This window comes from Nonomuraea sp. NPDC050783 (assembly GCF_040802095.1).
Lineage (GTDB): Bacteria > Actinomycetota > Actinomycetes > Streptosporangiales > Streptosporangiaceae > Nonomuraea.
In genome coordinates this window covers 1-16,367 of sequence record NZ_JBFAHK010000022.1, presented here as the reverse complement: position 1 = coordinate 16,367, position 16,367 = coordinate 1, and the positions used below count along the sequence as shown (strand labels likewise).

Sequence of the window (16,367 nt, the reverse complement as noted above, 5' to 3'; positions counted from 1 at the left end):
GCTCGACTTGGCCGGCGGTGCTCGACTTAGCCGGGGCGGTGCTCAACTTGGCAGCCGCGGTGGCCGGGCAATAGCGTTTTGCGTCATGCGGACCTTCGCGAACGTTCAGGAGCTCAAGGCGGCCGTCGGCGAGACGTTCGGCCCCACCGAGTGGCGCACCGTCACCCAGGAGCAGGTCAACACCTTCGCCGATGCCACCGACGACCACCAGTGGATCCACGTGGACGTGGAGAGGGCCAAGGAAGGGCCGTTCGGCGGCACGATCGCGCACGGCTACCTGACCCTGTCGCTGCTGCCGTCGTTCATGTTCTCGCTCGTCAAGGTCGAGGGCATCGCGATGGGCGTCAACTACGGCCTCAACAAGGTCCGCTTCCCGAGGCCGGTGCCGGTGGGCGCGCGCATCAGGGCGGTCGGCGAGCTGACCGACGTCAAGGGCACGCCGGCCGGCTACCTGTCCAACCTGAAGATGACGATCGAGATCGAGGGCGAGAAGCGCCCCGCCTGCATCGCCGAGACCCTTTCCCTGTACGTCCCCGCCCAGTGACGCGAGTGACGTTTCACGTGCAACAGTAAAGCCCCTTCATCGCTCCCTGGGTTCGTGGAAGATTTCGACGAGTTCGTCCGGGCCCGGGGCGACGCCCTCCTCCGGTACGGCTACGTGCTGTCCGGCGATTCCGAGGACGCGGCCGACCTCGTACAGGAGGCCCTGGCCCGCCTCGGCGACGCCTGGACCCGCGTGCGCAACAAGGACGACCCCGAGGGGTACGTGCGCACGACCATGGTCCGGCTCCACATCAGGTCCTGGCGCCGGCGGCGCCGCGAGAGCCTGGTCGCCGATGTGCCCGACCGCGGCGCGGACGACCGTTACGGCGACGCCGACCTGTGGGCCGAGCTCCAGCGGCTGCCCCGCAGGCAGCGGGCCGTGCTCGTGCTGCGTTACTACGAGGACCTGCCGGACCAGGAGATCGCCGACATCCTGGGCGTCTCCCGCGGCACCGTACGCAGCCAGGCCGCCCGGGCCCTGGACAAGCTCCGGATCAAGCGAGTGCTGCAGGAGGCACGATGAGAGGCGAACAGGACCTGATCCGGACCCTGCGGACCGCCGCCGGCCAGGTGGAGCCGGTGGACCTCGCGCGGGGCGTGGCGGCGCGGCGGCGCTCCCGGCGCGTCAGGCAGCGCGTACGGATGACGCTCGCGGCGGCCGCGGTGGTGGCGGTGGCCGGCGGCACCACGGCGGCCCTGACCGGCGAGGCGCGGCGCGCCGAGCCCGCCGCGACCGTCAGCCCCTCCGGCCCCTCCGGCCCCTCCGGCCCTTCGCCGTCCCGCCCGCGCCCGGTGGACGAGGTGTGGCCGCGGGCGATCGCCAAGGTGCCGGCCCGGACCGCCGCGGGGGTGCGGATCGTGCCGGTGGCCGCGTTGAGCCCGACCGAGGTGCTGCTGTTCGTGCCCGCGCCGGCCAAGGGGAAGGAGTCCCGGCTGGACGTCTACGACCTGACCCGCCGGGCGACAAAGGGCGCGCTCGCCCACATACCGCCCATCAAGGGGGCGGACGGACCGGCCGGCATAGCGGTGGGCCCGCGGCACGTCGCCTGGCACGGCGGGACGGACCAGTCCACGACGTTCTGGGTCGCGCCGCGCACCGGCGGAAGCGCCACCCGGGTGGCCGAGTTCTCCGGCAGGGTCACGGACTTCGACCTCGCGGGCGACTCCCTCGTGTGGTCGTCCGACAAGGGCGTCCACCGGGTTCCGCTCTCCGGCGGGACTCCGGAGCCGCTGCCCGGCAGCGCCGGGTTCAGGCTGACCTCCTGGCCCTGGGCGGAGCACGTGGGCCGGGCCGCGTTCGCCAACACGGACCGGGTCGTCAACCTGGAGACCGGCCGGACGTACGACGTCCAGGTGCCCGAGGGGACGCAGTACCTGCGCTGCGGGCCGCGCTGGTGCGCCGGCGACCTGAACGGCCGGCTGCTGGTGCAGCACGTGGACGGGACCGGGCGCCGGGTGCTGTCCGGCCTGCGGCTCTACTCGGTGCGCCAGCCCTACGTCGGCCGGTACGTGCTCGCCGGCCTCGCCGGCCCCGCGGACCGGACCGACCCCGAGCCGGGAGACCCGCTCGCCCTTCTCTACGACCTGGACACCGGTGCGGCGGTCGGGCTCGGCGAGCACACCCCGGGAACGCTCGGCACGCCGTTGACGAGCACCCTCCTGTCGGACATCCCGTCCATGTCCGTCCTCTACTGGGACCAGGACGCGCAGCCGCCCGAGAAGTGCTCCAGCCGCAAGTGCCCGACGATGGTCCTGGGCAAGAAGGAGTGGACGGTGCTCAACCTGCTGGCGCTCACCTGACGATCGCCACCATCGCCACGGCGGCCAGCAGCCCGAGGTAGGCGAGCACGAGCCGGGTGTCCCGGAGCAGGCACTTGCTCCGGGTCAGCCCGGCCCGGCGCGCCTTCCAGTACCCGGCGAAGCCCAGCGCCGCGAACGCCAGCACCGTCCACGGCCCGAGCAGCCACGCCAGCAGCGCGACGGTCGCGTACACGCACAACTTGAGCGGGTCGTACGGCTGCGGCGGGGACTGTGGCGGGGGCTGCGGCTGCCGGCCCGCCGGGCCACTCATCGGGTCACTCATCGGGCCACCGCGGACAGCCGCTGCCGGGAAAGCTGGGGCCACGCCTGCACGGCGCAGAACGGCGCGCACTGGTCACGCTCGTCCCGGCGCGTGCCGACGTGCACGCAGCACTGCGTGAGCCGTTCCTCGATCATCGTGGAGACGTCCATGAACGGCTTGACGGTGATCCGCACCACCCGCTCGGCCAGCATGCGCCGCAGCTTCCTGCGCCGCCCTGGCAGGGCCGAGGAGGCGAGGGTGAGCAGTGTGGAGATGCCGAGGTCGCAGTTCTCGCAGATGTCGCGCCACAGGTCGCCGATCTGCGGGTGCGACAGCGACGACTGCTCCGACAGCAGGCCGAGCAGCGACTCCTGGACGGCCAGGCGCAGCTCGCGCGGGATCTCGCTGTCGGCGATGCGGTTGGAGACCAGGCCCAGGTTCTCCTTGAGCCGGTCGTGGCCGATGAGCGCCGTGAGCGAGCGCCACTGCCCGGCGTCGTCACGCAGCATGTAGCCGACCGAGCAGCAGTGCGGGTGGGAGCAGGGCAGGGCGGTGAGGTCGCGCCAGGTCACCAGGCCGCCGGTCTGCGGGCCGAGGCGCTTGAGCACGCCGGTGTGGGTGAGCCGGTCCATCGGGTCGATGGCGCCGGAGCGGCCCGAGCCGAACTGGGGCTGCAGGGAGACGCCGCCGACGTACGGGGTGTCGAGCGCGAGGCGGACGACGTCGCCGATCTCGCCGTCGTTGACGCCGAGGGCGGCCGTCATGACCAGGGTGGTGAAGATCTCGCGCTCCGACAGGCGGGCCAGCGCCTCGGCCTTGAACCGGCGCAGGTCGCCGCCGCGGTGGTGCTGGGAGGCGTGGGCCGAGGTGCCGTCGTACTGGAGGTAGACCTCCACCCGCTCCCGGTGCTCGGTGAGCAGGTCGAGGAGGGAGTCGTCCCTGGCGAGGAGGACGCCGTTGGTGTTGATCAGGATGCGGGTGACCGGGCGGGCGGACAGCTCGGCCAGGAGGGTCTTCAGCTCCGGGTGGAGGGTGGGCTCGCCGCCGCTCAGCATGAGGACGTCGAGCTTGCCGTTCTCGCGTTCGAGGCGCTGGTCCACGTTGGCGAGGACGTCGGGGACGGGGACCACGCCGGACAGGTCGGGCGAGCTGTCGGCGAAGCAGGTGGGACAGCGCAGGTTGCAGGTCTCGGCGATGTCCTCCAGGAGGATGCAGGTGTGCTGGGTCTGCATCTCGGGCAGGCCGTCCAGGTAGGCGAGCGGGATCGGCGCGAAGTTGCCGCGTACGTCCGGCACGTGCTGCTTGGTGGGAGCGGTCCATTCCTCCAGGTAGGCGAGGATCTCCGGGTCCTCGTCGTAGAGGGTGCGGACCAGGCCGTGCTCGCGGCAGCCGCGCTCCAGCCACACCCGGCCGTCGCGTTCGGCCAGGTAGCCGCTCAGCCGCTCGACCCGGTCCAGGTCGCGGCCGTGGCAGTGCGGGCAGAAAGCGTTGACGTACCTGAGGATGCGGTCGCCCCGCAAACCCATCCCTGCGTTCATGTCATCACCTTCCGGACGATGAGGGGATCGTAGTAGCCGCGCCGCCAGCCGATCGCCAGCCTGATCGCCAGCAGCGGCAGGCCGGCCGTCAGGAACCACTGGGGCCCGGTCAGGCCGAGCCACAACGTCTCGTTCGCCCGGGTGAACTCCACGAGGAAGCGGAAGGCGGCGTACCCGGCCAGGTAGAGGGTGAACAGCTCGCCCGGTTGCGTGAGCCGCTTGCGCGCCCACATGAGCGCGGCGAACGCGGCGAGCTGGAAGACCACCTCGTAGAGGAACGACGGATGCATGGCCTGGCCGGTCAGGCATCCCGGGCACTCGGGGGTGGCCGGCGAGGCGTGCACGCCCCAGGGCAGGCCGGTGGGACGGCCCGGCGCCTCGGTGAGGTGGCAGCCGACGCGGCCGATCGCCATGCCGAGCGCGACGGCCGGGGCGAACAGGTCGCCGGTGCGCTCGCGGTAGCCGCTGATCCGCTTGGCGATCAGGACGCCCACGTACGCGCCGGTGAGGCCGCCGAGGACGCTGCGGGAGCCGTACAGCCAGAGGTCCTTGAGGTTGAGGGTCTCCAGCCAGCCCGCGAGCCGCATGCCGATGGCGCCGCCGACCAGGGCGCCGGTGACGGCGATCAGGGAGTGCTCGTTGAGCGCGCCGCGGCGGCGGGCCTCGCGGACGAAGACGACGGAGGCGGCGAGCACGCCGAGGCCGACGAAGATCTCGTGGTAGGGGAGCATCGGTCCGGTACGCGGCCCGTCAGACGTACAGGCCCGGGTTGAGACCCGTGCAGTAGCCCGCCGACACGATCGAGGCGAGCGCCCACCCCATCATCAGCCCGAGGCCCAGGCCGATCGACCACGACCTGCGCATCAGCAGGAGCGCCACCCCCGCCCCGAGCCCCAGCAGCGCCAGGAACCCGGCCGCCACCGCGATCGCGGCCGGATGCGACACGCTCAGCGCGACCAGAGCGACGATCACGTTGACCACGAAGTACCCGAAGAGGCCGGCGAACGCCAGCCCGACGATCACGCCCGTGTTCCGCGGCTCCCGTCCCGGGGGCGGAGGCGGAGGCGGAGGGAACGGCGGGGGTGGTGGCGGTGGTGGCGGTGGTGGCGTGCTCACTTCGCACACATTACGGACTCACATCCCCTCTGAGTAGTAAATGGCCGCCTGGACGCGGCTCTTCAGCCCCAGCTTGCCGAGCACCCGGCTGACGTGGGTCTTCGTCGTCGCCTCCGCCATGTCCAGCTCCTCGGCGATCTCGGCGTTGGACATGCCCCGCCCGATGCAGGCCAGCACCTCGCGCTCCCGGGGCGTCAGGCCGTCCGGCCTGCGGTCGCGGGGCCGCTGGTGACCGGTCACCGCGAAGGCGGCGATCAGCTTGCGGGTCACCGACGGCGAGATGAGGCCGTCGCCGCGCGCGACCAGGCGTACCGCCTCGACCAGGGAGTCGGCGTCGGTGTTCTTCAGCAGGAACCCGGCCGCGCCCGCCCGCAGCGCGCCGAAGACGTACTCGTCGAGGTCGAACGTCGTCAGGATCAGCACGTCGCAGACGCCCGCCAGCTCGCGGGTGGCCGAGATGCCGTCGAGCCGCGGCATCCTGACGTCCATCAGGACCACGTCGGGCCGCAGCTCACGCGCCATGGCCACGGCCTGCTCCCCGTCGCCGGCCTCGCCGACGACCTCGATGTCCGCGGTGCCGTCGAGGATCAGCACGATCCCGGCCCGGACCGCCGCGTGGTCATCGGCCACCAGCACCCGTACCGCCGTCACTGCCCGGCCTCCCGCGGAAACATCAAGCCGACCACCTGCGACGAGAACCCGCCCATGCCACCCTGCGCCCCCGCGCCCCGCTCGCCTTCCTCGGTCGGCAGAACGGCCACCACCCGCCACCCCGCTCCAGCGGCCCCCGCAGCCCTCGCCCTCGCAGTCTCCGCGTCCGCCATTCCCGGCTCAACGCCCCCCACCGCTTCCACGGTCCCCGCCGCTTCCAGGATCCCCGCCGCTTCCACGGCCCCCGCCGCTTCCACGATCCCCGCCTCGAAGGTGCCGCCGACCAGAGAGGCCCGCTCCCGCATCCCCACCAGCCCCGCCCCTGCCCCGGGCAGCCGCACCCGTTCCCGTTCTCGCATCCGTTCCCGTTCCCGTTCCCGTTCCCGCTCCGCGCCCGCGCCGCCGCCCACCGCGTTCCACACCCGCACGGCCACCCGCCCCACCTCGTACGAGACCACGACCTCGACCGGCGACTCCCCGTGCTTGAGCGCGTTGGTCAGCGACTCCTGCAGGATCCGGTACCCCGCCAGGTCGACGGCCGCCGGCACCTCCCGTACCGCTCCCTCGACCCGCAACGACACCCGCATCCCCGCCGCCGAGACCCGCTCGACCAGCGTCTCCGCGTCCACCAGCCGCGGCCGCATCGCCTCACCGACCGCCCGCTCCTCACTTCCCGCCCCGCTCCCGGCCTCGCTCCCGACGGACCCCCCTTCCTCGTCCTCCCGCTCCCGCAGCAACCCGATCATGGTCCGCATCTCCGCCATCCCCTTGACGCTGTTCTCCCGTACGGACTCCATGACCTTCCGCACCGTCCCCGGATCGAGGTCCTTCCGCGACAACGCCGCCGTGGACTGGATGGCGATGGCGCTGAAGTGGTTGGCGATCATGTCGTGCAGCTCCCGGGCCATCCGCGTCCGCTCGGCCACGACGGCCGCCCGCCGGTCGAGCTCCGCCAGCCGCGCCACCTGCTCGGCCCGCACCCGCTCCGCCGCCGCCCGATCCCGCTGCTCCCGCACCACCAGCGCGGTCATGACCGGCGTCACGAGCACCAGTCCCGCCTGCACCCCTATGACCGCCAGCGCCCGCCAGTCCGCCATGAGGAACCACGCCACGGCCCCACCCGCGACGGCCATGACCGCGGTGACCGCCAGCAACCCGCGCGCCAGCCGAGCCGGCCCGTAGAGCGCGGCCGCGTACAGATTGTCGGTGAACACCAGCACGGTCCCGAGAGACGGCCCCACGAACCCGTCCAGCACGACCGCCACCACCCCGAGCCCCAGCGAGGCGACCGGCGCCCGCCGCCGCACCAGCACCCCCGCGCAGGTGACGGCCAGCGGCCCGACCAGCACCCACTCAGGCACCCCCCGCTCGACCCGCGCCCCGCCCGCGATGAGCAGCACTCCCATCACGAACGCCAGCCCGGCCCCCCACGCAACCCGCCTCATCCCCCCATCCCACCACCCCCGCCCCCGCGCTGCCCTCCTGCACAAGAGCGGTCTCCCCCTACACCCTTCGACGTACCACGCCCCCCAGCCATCCCTCCCACCCGAGATCAAACCCGCAACCCGCCTCCTGACCTGGGCCGACACGGCCGACGAGCGCGAGATCACGCTTTATGGTTCGAGGCACTCCTCAAAACCCGCTATGCTTGCTTACGCAGCGAGCGGCCGTAGCTCAATGGATAGAGCATCTGACTACGGATCAGAAGGTTAGGGGTTCGAGTCCTCTCGGCCGCGCTCCAGGTCAAAGGCCCTCCGGGATCATCCCGGAGGGCCTTTTTCGTGCCCATACAGCAGCGTTGTACAGCAACGCCGCCGAAGCTTAACCGTCTGATTCGGCGGTCAGACGCTCGTTCAGCCGGTCGAGCGCCTTGCGGGTCTCGGGGCTTGGCACCTGGGTGTACACATCCATGGTCATCGAGATCTGCGAGTGGCGCAGGATGCGCATCGCCACACGCGGATGGACGTCGAGAGCAGCCAGGAGCGAGGCGCAGGTGTGCCAGGTGTCGTGCACCCGGATGCGCGGGACGCCTGCTCGTCGGCAGTGACTCTCGAAGGCCCGGTTGAAGTTGCGCGGCTCGATCGGCGTGCCGGTGCGTGTCGTGAACGTCAGGTCCGAGCTCTTCCACTCGTCCCCAGCCGTCTTGCGTGCCTCCTCCTGGACGCGCCGGCGGTGCTTGAGGGCCGAGACGCACAGGCCGAAGAGTGGCAGCGAAGCGGTCGAGTCCTCTGTCTTGGTGGTGTTCCGGTGAAGGAGCCGGCCACCGACCCGGGTGAGCTGGCGGGAGATCCAGAGCTGTTCGCCGACGAGATCCACGCTGTCCCACGTGAGACCAAGGACCTCTCCTCGACGGAGGCCCAGGACGAGGATGAGCACGTACGCCGCATAGAGGGGGTCTTTGGTCTCCCGCAGGTGTTCGAGGAACCTCCGGGCCTCATCCACTGTCCAGACCGTGTTCTGGCGCTTCTTCTTGGTCTTGCCGGCGCTCGGAAGCGTGGTCAGCGAGGCGACGTTCTTCGTGACCAGTTCTTCCCGCAGGGCGTGGCCGAGCGCTGACCGCAGGACCCTCCGGATGCCAGCGATGCTGTTGCGCGACAGGTAGCCCTTGCAGCACTTGCCCATAGAGCAGCACCGCCGCTTACCTTCGGGCCGCTTGTGATCCTTTCGCTGGGCGCAGCAGGTGCAGAGCGTGGGCAGGGTGTTGAGCCAGCCTTGCACGTCGCGGACGGTGAGCTTGTCGAGGCGCTTCTTGCCCAGGCCGGGGACGATGTACAGCCGAACGAGCGGTTCGTACGCCACGTAGGTCGTAGGCTCACGGTTGGGCTCGATGACCTCGGCGAGCCAGCGCGTGAGGAAGGCGGCCACCGTCTCGTGCTTGGTGGCCACCGGTCCCTTCCGGGCCTGCTCGTGAAGCTTGAGCCACTTCTCGTGAGTCTCCTCGCGAGTCTTGCCGTACGCCCATTTGCGAGTGCGCTTGCCCTCTGGCGTGGTGACCCAGACGTAGCCCGCCCAGCCGTCCTTATAGGGGAAGATCGAGCCTTCCCCGTTCGATCGCTTGCCCATCAGGCGGCCTCCTCACATAGACGAGCGATGTAGGCGTCCAGCGCGGATGACGGGATGCGGCGGCAGCGGGCGCCGACTCGGATGGACGTGAGTTCGCCTGAGCGGATGAGGTTGTAGAGCGTCCACCGGCTGACCTTCAAGACGGCCATCGCTTCCGGGACGGTGAGCAGTTCAGCGGTCATGCGGTCCCCCGGGATGTGGTGCCTGCCGGCCAGTGATGGCGGCGGCGAGAAGCTGTTCTCCAGCGGAAAGGCCCTGTCCGGCGTACTGCCAGTGGGCAATGACCAGGACGGTGTCCTCCTCGAACAGCGGGAGCCGTCCGTTGGTGATCTCCTCGGTGCGCATGTGTTCTTCGCGGGCGGCACGCAGGGCACCGAGGGTGGTGGAGTAGCGGCGGCTCTTGGTGGAGAAGTGGCCGCGGAAGCCGAGCATGTGTGCCCAGTGGGTGAGTCTCAGGTCGGTGAGGCGGGGTTGGCTGCCGAGGCGCATGCAGGCGTCGATGAGGCGGCGGGCGTGGTCGCGGATGGGCAGGGCGTCGAGGTTGTCGAGCGGTTGGATGCGGCGGTCCAGGGTGCCGACGCATTCGGCGGCCTTGGTGGCGTACTTGGCGATGTAGGCGGCGACGGCTTGCTCGGTGAGGTCGCCGGTCATAGAGATGGGGCGGATGTCGAGCTGTGTGCCCCATCGGAAGGTTCTGCTCAGTGGCTTGACCTCGGCGGTCACGACGGCAGCCGCGTGCTGGACCGCTTCGGCCAGGACGTCGGCGGCGGCCCAGGCCGGCGGTGGCGAGTTGGGGCCGTCTGGCCCATCGAGGCGGATGACGGCGTGGAAGTGGACGACACCGCGCCGCTGGTACTCGGCGACCTTGGCGAAGGCGATGCTGACGTGTTCGCCCAGGGCCTTGACGGTCAGGCCGTTCAGCCTGGCGAAGCGGCGGCGGAGAGCCAGGGTGAAGCGGCGCCACAACTCTGGGCTGACGGCGTTGAACAGGACCGAGCCCTCGTAGTCGTAGCAGTCCGGGCACAGCGGCTCGCCGAGCCTTGGGTCGTCGGGGCTGTGCCGTTCGTTGCAGGACATGACGCGGCCGTGCGGGCAGGTCTGGGCGTTGCGGCGGGCGTGGCAGGGCAGGACCTTGCCGTTCTTCTCGCGTGGCACGTGGACGGCCCCGAAGGACGGTGCGGTGAGGGTGACGAACAGACACGGGTGGCTGCTGACGGTCTCGGGCACGCCCTTGCCACCGATGAGGCCGGCGCGAACGAGCTGGTAGGTGTCGGCGCGGTAGACCTCGGCGCAGGCCGGGCAACGGGTGGCGCGGCGGGTCTTGCACGGGACGCGCAGGACGCCGTCCGGTTCGCGGTTGGTGGTGTAGCGGTGGAGCAGTTGGCCGGTGGCCTGGTCGTAGTGTTCGACCTTGCCGCGCAGGTGGATGGGCTGTCGGCAGCCGCCGGCGCGCTTGATCTGGTGAGCCCAGCGGTCGTAGTCGGGTTGGTGGAGCCGGTGGATCATTCCAGCCACGGCGTGGCTGCGGGCAAGGTGGGGCAAGATGGGTTCCGTCCTATCCAGATGCTGGTGTGGATGGCCCCCGGCCTGGCGCGGATCTTGGCGGATGTGTGGCCAGGCGGGGGGCGCTACGGCTATGCGCCGTGGTTGTCGATGCCGCTGCCGTGGCAGTCGGCGCAGGTCTGGTCGTCGATGAGGCCGGTGCCGTTGCAGGTGCAGCAGCGGTAGTGGTTCGTGATCTCGTTCATGGCGGTGGCCCTTTCACGAGCCGGATGTGCGTCGTTGCTTCAGGCGGGATCGGGCTTGATGCAGCCGTAGTAGCTGCGTTCGGCGTCGTGGCGGGCGCGAGCGGCGGCCAGGACGGCTACGGCGCGGTACTCCACCGGCCCGAAAAGGACCGAGGTGGCGTAGTGGCCGTACGGCGAGTCCTCGTGGTCGATTCGGGAACCGGCGAGACCGGCGATCCGGTCGATCTCTGCGCACATGTCGGCGTCGCTGTCGTTGTCGGGAAAGTGGTGGACGGTGACGCTGGGCGAGACGGGTACGTCGGGGTGGGCTTCGAGGAAGGCGGCCAGGTCGAGCAGGCCGTTGATGAGAGCGGCGCGACGGTCGTTCATGGCAGTCCCTTCAGCGGGCGTCTGGAGTGGAGTGCAGGGTGCGGAGCAGGTCGGCGGCGAGCTGGTCTGATACGCCCAGGTGGGCGCGGATGAGGTCAGCGGTGACCGGGCCGCCGCGCCTGGCGAGATGTTCGTCGGCCACGCGGCGGGCGTACTCGACCAGGGCCGGATCGAGTGCTGGAGTGTCGGGCTGGCGGTCGGGTTCGCGGGTCAGGGCCGGACGGTTCGGGACGTCGGTGACGACTTGGGACGTCTCTGTGGTCGGTGAGGACGTCTGCGGGCCGTCCTGCGCTGGGCCGGTGGCGCGGCGTTCGAGCATGGAGACCGCGACGAGGAAGGCGCCGGCCGGAGTGGCGGCGGTGATCCAGCCCCAGACGGTCGGTGTGGCTTGGGCGAGGTTGGCGGCCAGGGACAGGATGATCCCGCCGGTCAGGACCAGGACGGGCCAGGAGGCCAGCCCGCGCCGGGTGCGGCCGGTCTTCTTGTCCCGTTGGCGTTCGCGGGCTGCCATGACGCAGGTGAGGTCGATGCAGATGGCGATGGCCCAGGACATCCAGCCGGTCTGTCCGTGCTGGCTGGCGGTGTCGCGGATGTGGGTGAACGAGCCTGCCCCTGCGATGAGGGCCAGGACGAGGACGGGACCGGTGTTGAGCAGCCAGGCGGCGAGGTGACGCATCTCGACCCCCTTCCGGTGTCGGTTCAGGCCGTCTGCTGGTCGGGCGTCTCCATGGGTTGGGCGGTCATGACGTCCGCCCAGGTGGGTGCTTGGCCGGCATAGGTGCGGGCGGCGTGTTCGGCCACCTGCTCGCTGACGTGGAAAGATCGGGCGCGATACCACTGGCCGTCTTGCGAGGCGACGATCGCGACGCCCGGTGTCTCGGCGGCGATGGCGCGAGCGGATACGAGCGCGGCCGGGTCGAGGTCGCCGAGGGTCATAGTGGCGGTCTCGGGGTCGTTGACCCGATGGCAGATCCGGCCTGAGCACTGCGCGCGGAGCGCTGTCACACCTGGCCCGAGGTCGGAGCCGATGCGCTGGCCGCAGCAGAACAGGTAGATGCCGAACGCCCTGCCGAGCTGCGCCACTCGAAGCAGCGCGGTCGAGGTCTTGGCGATCTCGTCCTTCTCCGACTTGTCGGCCATCAGGTACAGCTCGGCCAGCTCGTCCACCAAGACCACGACCGGGGCGGGCCGCAGGTGAGGCGGGAGCTGCCAGATGTTGCGGGCCGAGGTCATGCGGCACACGCCCATCCGGTCGGTCATTAGCGCCACCAGGTCGTCCAGCAGCCCGCCGCACTCGGCGCGCGTGGTGGCCAGCGCGGACAGCCGTTTCGCGTACGGGGTGAATTCGACCCCGCCCTTGAGGTCGAAGCCGACCAGGGCGACCGGCTGCGGCGCGAGGCCGACGATGAGCGCGTTGGCCAGGTTGGACTTGCCGGACTGGGTGGCTCCCGCGTTGATCCAGTGCGGGACGGTGCGGAAGTCGATGACCCAGGGCTTGCCGGTTTCCAGCCGTCCCACGGTGACCTTGAGCAGTTCGGTGGAGGGTGGCAGCTCATCGACCTTGACCAGCGGATCGCGCAGGGTGACGGCGAGCCGTACCCGTCCGGGCTTGTGGGAGGAGACGCGTACGGCGTGCACGCCCCAGGAGTGCGCCAGCCGTTCGGCTGCGTCGGCGTAGTCGGCCGGGATCTGTCCTTCCAGGGTGTGCAGGGTGACCCGCCAACCGTGCCGGGTGGGCAGGGGCAGCCACATGAACGGTTTGGTGTCCACGGCGATGCGCTGCCACTTGCGCCTGACCCGGACGACGCCGGTCGAGGCGACCAGACCGGGAACAGTGGTGAACCAGAAGCGCTGCCGCTTCTTGGTGAGGTTGCAGCCGAGGGCGACCTTGCGCCAGGTCGCCCGAATGGTGATGGCCGTGATCGGAAAGCCGATGACGAGCCAGAACGAACGGTAGTGCCAGTGCCGCCAGGCCCAGAGGCCGGCCGCGACGGCGGCCAGGACCCCGAGCGCCGCGTAGAACTGGTCAGACACTGGCGGCCTCCTGCTTCGGGAGCAGGGCGGTCGCGCGGTAGGAGATGCCCCAGCGTCCGGCGATCTCCCAGACGTAGCCGAGCAGTCCGACCGCGTTGACGGCGTCGCCGGCCTTGATGGGCGGTTCGCCGGTGATGCCGATCTTCACGAGTTCGATCCGGCCGAACTCGTCCTCCACCGACACGGTGACCTCGTAGACGGTGTTGCCGTTCTTGTCGGTCTTGATCTCGCCGGTGTCCTTGTTGAGCACGCGCGGGCGCGGGGCCTTCACGCAGGTGATGGTGAGCTTGCTGACGTCCACGGGGATGGGGACGGTACGCATGGCTGTTTGACCTCTCGCCGGCCTGTTGATCAGGCGTTTCAGGACGAGGGAGGCCGTGCCGTCAGCTCGGAGGCGATAGCATCGAAGCGCCAACTAGGGTGCTAACGCATCCGGCCTGGGCGGGTCTCCCGCTCAGGCCACTTTCATGTCGTGGCCCTCTCTCCGCCTTTCGTGAGCGGACCTCCTTGATCCACCCCTGAAACGCGAAGAGCGTTCGTGCTGGGCTGCCGCCCTCCGACTACGGAGAGTTCCAGCTACAACACGAACGCTACCCGATACCGAGAGTAACTGCTAGTACTTAGAGTACTTGTCCACGTACTTTTTCTACGCGCCCACTCGGTCAGCCAGCTCCCGCAGCTCGGACGAGACCGGGTCCTGCATCGAGGCCAGATCAGAGACGAGCTGCCGGACCACCCGGTGATTACGGATCTGCTCCGGCGCGACGGCCTCCGCCTCCAGCAACCGGGCCACCGCCTCGTCCACCTGCCGACGCTGCGCATGAGCCCGCGCGAGATCCACCGCCAGCCGCGCCCGCCGCTCCGCCGACAATGTCGAGGTGTCCACTGCGGCCCCGACCCGCAGCGCGTGCCCGGCGTCACCCACCTCCACCGCCACGGCCACCTCGTGCAGCGCCACGTTGGCCGGCCCGAACTCGGTGTTGTAGTCGTTGCGTCCCTCGCCTACCCGCGCCGCCATCTCACGCGCCCGCGACAGGTGCTCGTAGGCCACATCGGCCTGATTGAGCCGCGCGGCCGTCACCGCCCGCTGCAAGGTCAGCCCGCCCCACAATGACATCGCCGCCACATTGCCCTGATCGGTGAGGAACCACAGCGCTTCAGCAGCGGTACGCGCCGTCTCCTCCACCTGATCGAAGTGCCGCGCGCCCAAGAAGACAAACCCCAGCCGGAACGCCCCGGCCGCCATCATCAACGGGTTGCCGGCGCGCTCGGCCGCGCTGATGGCCCGGTCCGCCGCGATCCACGCCGCCTCCGGCTCGCCCAGCTTCGCCAGCGACGCCGAACACGCCTGGTAGGTCACCGCCAGCAGCTCGAACAACTCGGCCTGCCGCTCGACAGGCGCGGACCTCACCGCGTTCTCCAGCGTCGGGACGAGTCCGCGCAGCAGCTCCGTCAGCTCGACGTAGCGGCTTTCGTGCGTCAGCTCCCAGGCGTGATCGACGCGCGGCTTGAGCTGGTCGGTCGGCGGGACCGGCGTGGCGTGCAACATGGCCTGCAACGAGTGCGCCCCGGACAGCACCAGCCGCAGCCCGGCCGTCCCCGGCATCTCCTCGGTCGTGGCGGCGACCACGGGCGCCTCTGCGGCCAGCTCGGAGAGGGGCACGTCCAGCGTCTCGGCGACCTTCTCCAGCACGGACATGCGATCGACCTTGCGCACGCCCCGCTCCACCTGCGAGATCCACGCCACCGAGCGATCCACCAGCCGGGCCAGCTCGGCCTGCGACAGGCCACGCCGCTTGCGCTCCTGGGCGATGCGCCGTCCGAGCGCCCGCTGGTACTCCATGCTCACGACGTCGTGCCCTTCCCGCTCAGCAGATCCAGCCAGTCGACCTCGATCGAGGCCAGCAACTCCTCCCGAGCCGCCAGGAAGCGCCTGGTGTGCTCGGTCTGCTCGTGTGCGTCGAAGGCGTCGCGGTCCCGGTACAGCTCGTAGAAGATCCGCTGCAGCGGCTGGCCGTCCACCCGGTGCGAGGCGTACACGATCGTGCCGGGCTCGTGCTTGCGGATCGCCTCGATTGTCTCACCGACGAGGGTGTCGAACGCCGCTGCGCTCTCCTCGTCCTTGCAGGTGAATCGCACCATAAGTCCGAACATGTACGCCCTCCTGGCTCGCCGTCACGGACTGGGATCTCGGTTTCTCTACTCGACCAGTACTTATTGTGCGGCGCAAGTACATCAAGTCGCTTGTACTTGAAGTATAGCACTAGTACTTTAAGTATTGATAGCGATTGCCAGTGCTTCGACCTGCACGAACGCAAGGAAACGGCGATGTCTTCAGCGCTGAACAGCCCCGCCGAGATCCACCAGTGGTGTCGCAACTTCCCCGGCACCCTTGACCAGATCCGGGCCGCCCGCCACTTCGTCGCCGACTACCTCGGAGAGCGCCCCGAAACCGACACCGCCCGCCTGGTGATCTCCGAACTCGCCACCAACGCCATCCGCCACACCCGAAGCGGCCTGCCAGGCGGCCGATTCGGCGTCACCGCCCTCGCCGGCAGCAGCCTGCTGATCCTCGCCGTCCTCGACGAAGGCGGCCCCACCGCCCCACACCTACGTCAGGCCCAAGACGAGGACCAGAACGGCCGCGGCCTCCACCTCATCGACACGCTGACCACACGCTGGGGCATTCACGGCGACCAAGCCGGCCGCACCGTCTGGGCACTCATCCCCCTGACTCCCACCGGACCAGGCACATGAAGAACTGCCTATCGCCCCACGTCCCCAAGCCCAGGCCGAACTGCACCCGCCTGGACTGGCTGCCAGCCCGCGACGATCGACACAGGACCCTCGCCTGGACCTGCGACTGCGCCGACGTCGTCTATGAGCTCTGCGCCGCAGGCGGCCAAACCTTCCTCCGCCGCACTCATCAAACCACCGGGACGACGTCCGAGACCCGCCGCATGAACACCCGAGAGGGACATGCCACCTGGCAGGCGCTGCTCAAAGGTCACGCCCGGTAGAGGCGAAGCAACTTCGGTACCCGGCATCCGCTCAAGATCATTCAGCTGACGCTTGTTGTGGATGAGAACTTTCTCTACGTCTTCAAGCCGCCGCCCGTTGGGCGGCGGGCGGCTGGGCGGTCCGGGCGGGCGTGCGGCCTCTCCGGGCCGGTCCCGCCCGGCCACCCCGCCGCAAACAGGCAGAGGGCAGCAACGGTGAACGACCGCATCACCTACAAGGGCG

19 protein-coding genes and 1 tRNA gene are annotated in these 16,367 nt (G+C 70.1%); 5 read left to right on the top strand and 15 right to left on the bottom strand.

Annotated features, from left to right (window positions below):
* Positions 1-85 precede the first annotated feature (85 nt).
* The 3 genes from AB0H75_RS39835 to AB0H75_RS39825 are packed head-to-tail and all read left to right on the top strand — an operon-like array spanning position 86 to position 2,343.
* Positions 86-544 carry a MaoC family dehydratase gene (locus tag AB0H75_RS39835; protein ID WP_367805188.1) on the top strand — a complete coding sequence of 153 codons (459 nt, stop codon included), beginning with the start codon at positions 86-88 and terminating at the stop codon, positions 542-544.
* A 54-nt stretch (positions 545-598) separates the two neighbouring features.
* Positions 599-1,066 (top strand): SigE family RNA polymerase sigma factor, encoded by a 468-nt coding sequence (locus AB0H75_RS39830; protein ID WP_367805186.1) that lies wholly within the window; start codon positions 599-601, stop codon positions 1,064-1,066.
* Positions 1,063-2,343, top strand: coding sequence for a hypothetical protein (locus tag AB0H75_RS39825; protein ID WP_367805184.1), 1,281 nt, complete (start codon positions 1,063-1,065; stop codon positions 2,341-2,343). The genes AB0H75_RS39830 and AB0H75_RS39825 overlap by 4 nt, the downstream gene beginning before the upstream one ends.
* Here the strand turns inward: AB0H75_RS39825 and AB0H75_RS39820 are convergent.
* From AB0H75_RS39820 to AB0H75_RS39795, 6 genes are all read right to left on the bottom strand, one after another.
* A complete protein-coding gene (locus AB0H75_RS39820) occupies positions 2,336-2,626 on the bottom strand; it encodes a hypothetical protein (protein ID WP_367805182.1) in 291 nt (96 codons plus the stop codon). The two genes, AB0H75_RS39825 and AB0H75_RS39820, sit on opposite strands and share 8 nt — an antisense overlap.
* On the bottom strand, positions 2,623-4,143 hold the full coding sequence (locus AB0H75_RS39815; RefSeq protein ID WP_367805180.1) for a radical SAM protein: 1,521 nt from the start codon (positions 4,141-4,143) through the stop codon (positions 2,623-2,625). Before AB0H75_RS39815 ends, AB0H75_RS39820 begins: the two co-directional genes overlap by 4 nt.
* The gene (locus tag AB0H75_RS39810; protein ID WP_367805178.1) at positions 4,140-4,874 is read right to left on the bottom strand and encodes a prolipoprotein diacylglyceryl transferase; all 735 of its coding nucleotides are present in this window, start codon (positions 4,872-4,874) and stop codon (positions 4,140-4,142) included. The genes AB0H75_RS39815 and AB0H75_RS39810 overlap by 4 nt, the downstream gene beginning before the upstream one ends.
* A gap of 19 nt (positions 4,875-4,893) precedes the next feature.
* Positions 4,894-5,166: a hypothetical protein gene (locus AB0H75_RS39805; protein ID WP_367805176.1), complete on the bottom strand. Its 273-nt coding sequence runs from the start codon at positions 5,164-5,166 to the stop codon at positions 4,894-4,896.
* Between the two features lie 111 nt (positions 5,167-5,277).
* Entirely contained in the window at positions 5,278-5,910 is a 633-nt protein-coding gene (locus AB0H75_RS39800; protein ID WP_367805174.1) for a response regulator, read from the bottom strand.
* On the bottom strand, positions 5,907-7,355 hold the full coding sequence (locus AB0H75_RS39795) for a sensor histidine kinase (RefSeq protein ID WP_367805172.1): 1,449 nt from the start codon (positions 7,353-7,355) through the stop codon (positions 5,907-5,909). The genes AB0H75_RS39800 and AB0H75_RS39795 overlap by 4 nt, the downstream gene beginning before the upstream one ends.
* A gap of 218 nt (positions 7,356-7,573) precedes the next feature.
* Here AB0H75_RS39795 and AB0H75_RS39790 point away from each other — a divergent pair.
* Positions 7,574-7,646, top strand: a tRNA-Arg gene (locus AB0H75_RS39790).
* Positions 7,647-7,731: 85 nt separating this feature from the next.
* On the opposite strand, the gene xerC is transcribed toward AB0H75_RS39790, so the two are convergent.
* The 9 genes from xerC to AB0H75_RS39745 all read right to left on the bottom strand — a co-directional run bounded on the left by xerC (position 7,732) and on the right by AB0H75_RS39745 (position 15,266).
* Entirely contained in the window at positions 7,732-8,973 is a 1,242-nt protein-coding gene (gene xerC, locus AB0H75_RS39785) for a tyrosine recombinase XerC (RefSeq protein WP_367805170.1), read from the bottom strand.
* Positions 8,973-9,155 carry a helix-turn-helix transcriptional regulator gene (locus AB0H75_RS39780; protein ID WP_367805168.1) on the bottom strand — a complete coding sequence of 61 codons (183 nt, stop codon included), beginning with the start codon at positions 9,153-9,155 and terminating at the stop codon, positions 8,973-8,975. The genes xerC and AB0H75_RS39780 overlap by 1 nt, the downstream gene beginning before the upstream one ends.
* On the bottom strand, positions 9,145-10,479 hold the full coding sequence (locus AB0H75_RS39775) for a replication initiator (RefSeq protein ID WP_367805166.1): 1,335 nt from the start codon (positions 10,477-10,479) through the stop codon (positions 9,145-9,147). The genes AB0H75_RS39780 and AB0H75_RS39775 overlap by 11 nt, the downstream gene beginning before the upstream one ends.
* Positions 10,480-10,760: 281 nt before the next feature.
* Positions 10,761-11,090 (bottom strand): hypothetical protein, encoded by a 330-nt coding sequence (locus tag AB0H75_RS39770; protein WP_367805164.1) that lies wholly within the window; start codon positions 11,088-11,090, stop codon positions 10,761-10,763.
* A gap of 10 nt (positions 11,091-11,100) precedes the next feature.
* Complete coding sequence (locus tag AB0H75_RS39765; RefSeq protein ID WP_367805162.1) at positions 11,101-11,766, bottom strand: DUF2637 domain-containing protein; 666 nt, start codon at positions 11,764-11,766, stop codon at positions 11,101-11,103.
* 23 nt (positions 11,767-11,789) lie between these two features.
* Complete coding sequence (locus AB0H75_RS39760; RefSeq protein ID WP_367805160.1) at positions 11,790-13,124, bottom strand: FtsK/SpoIIIE domain-containing protein; 1,335 nt, start codon at positions 13,122-13,124, stop codon at positions 11,790-11,792.
* Complete coding sequence (locus AB0H75_RS39755) at positions 13,117-13,446, bottom strand: hypothetical protein (RefSeq protein WP_367805158.1); 330 nt, start codon at positions 13,444-13,446, stop codon at positions 13,117-13,119. The genes AB0H75_RS39760 and AB0H75_RS39755 overlap by 8 nt, the downstream gene beginning before the upstream one ends.
* A gap of 324 nt (positions 13,447-13,770) precedes the next feature.
* Positions 13,771-14,967, bottom strand: coding sequence for a helix-turn-helix domain-containing protein (locus AB0H75_RS39750; RefSeq protein ID WP_367805430.1), 1,197 nt, complete (start codon positions 14,965-14,967; stop codon positions 13,771-13,773).
* A gap of 2 nt (positions 14,968-14,969) precedes the next feature.
* Positions 14,970-15,266 (bottom strand): putative quinol monooxygenase, encoded by a 297-nt coding sequence (locus AB0H75_RS39745; RefSeq protein WP_367805156.1) that lies wholly within the window; start codon positions 15,264-15,266, stop codon positions 14,970-14,972.
* A 186-nt stretch (positions 15,267-15,452) separates the two neighbouring features.
* Between AB0H75_RS39745 and AB0H75_RS39740 the strand changes: the two genes are divergently transcribed.
* Positions 15,453-15,881 (top strand): ATP-binding protein, encoded by a 429-nt coding sequence (locus AB0H75_RS39740; RefSeq protein ID WP_367805154.1) that lies wholly within the window; start codon positions 15,453-15,455, stop codon positions 15,879-15,881.
* Positions 15,882-16,367 lie beyond the last annotated feature (486 nt).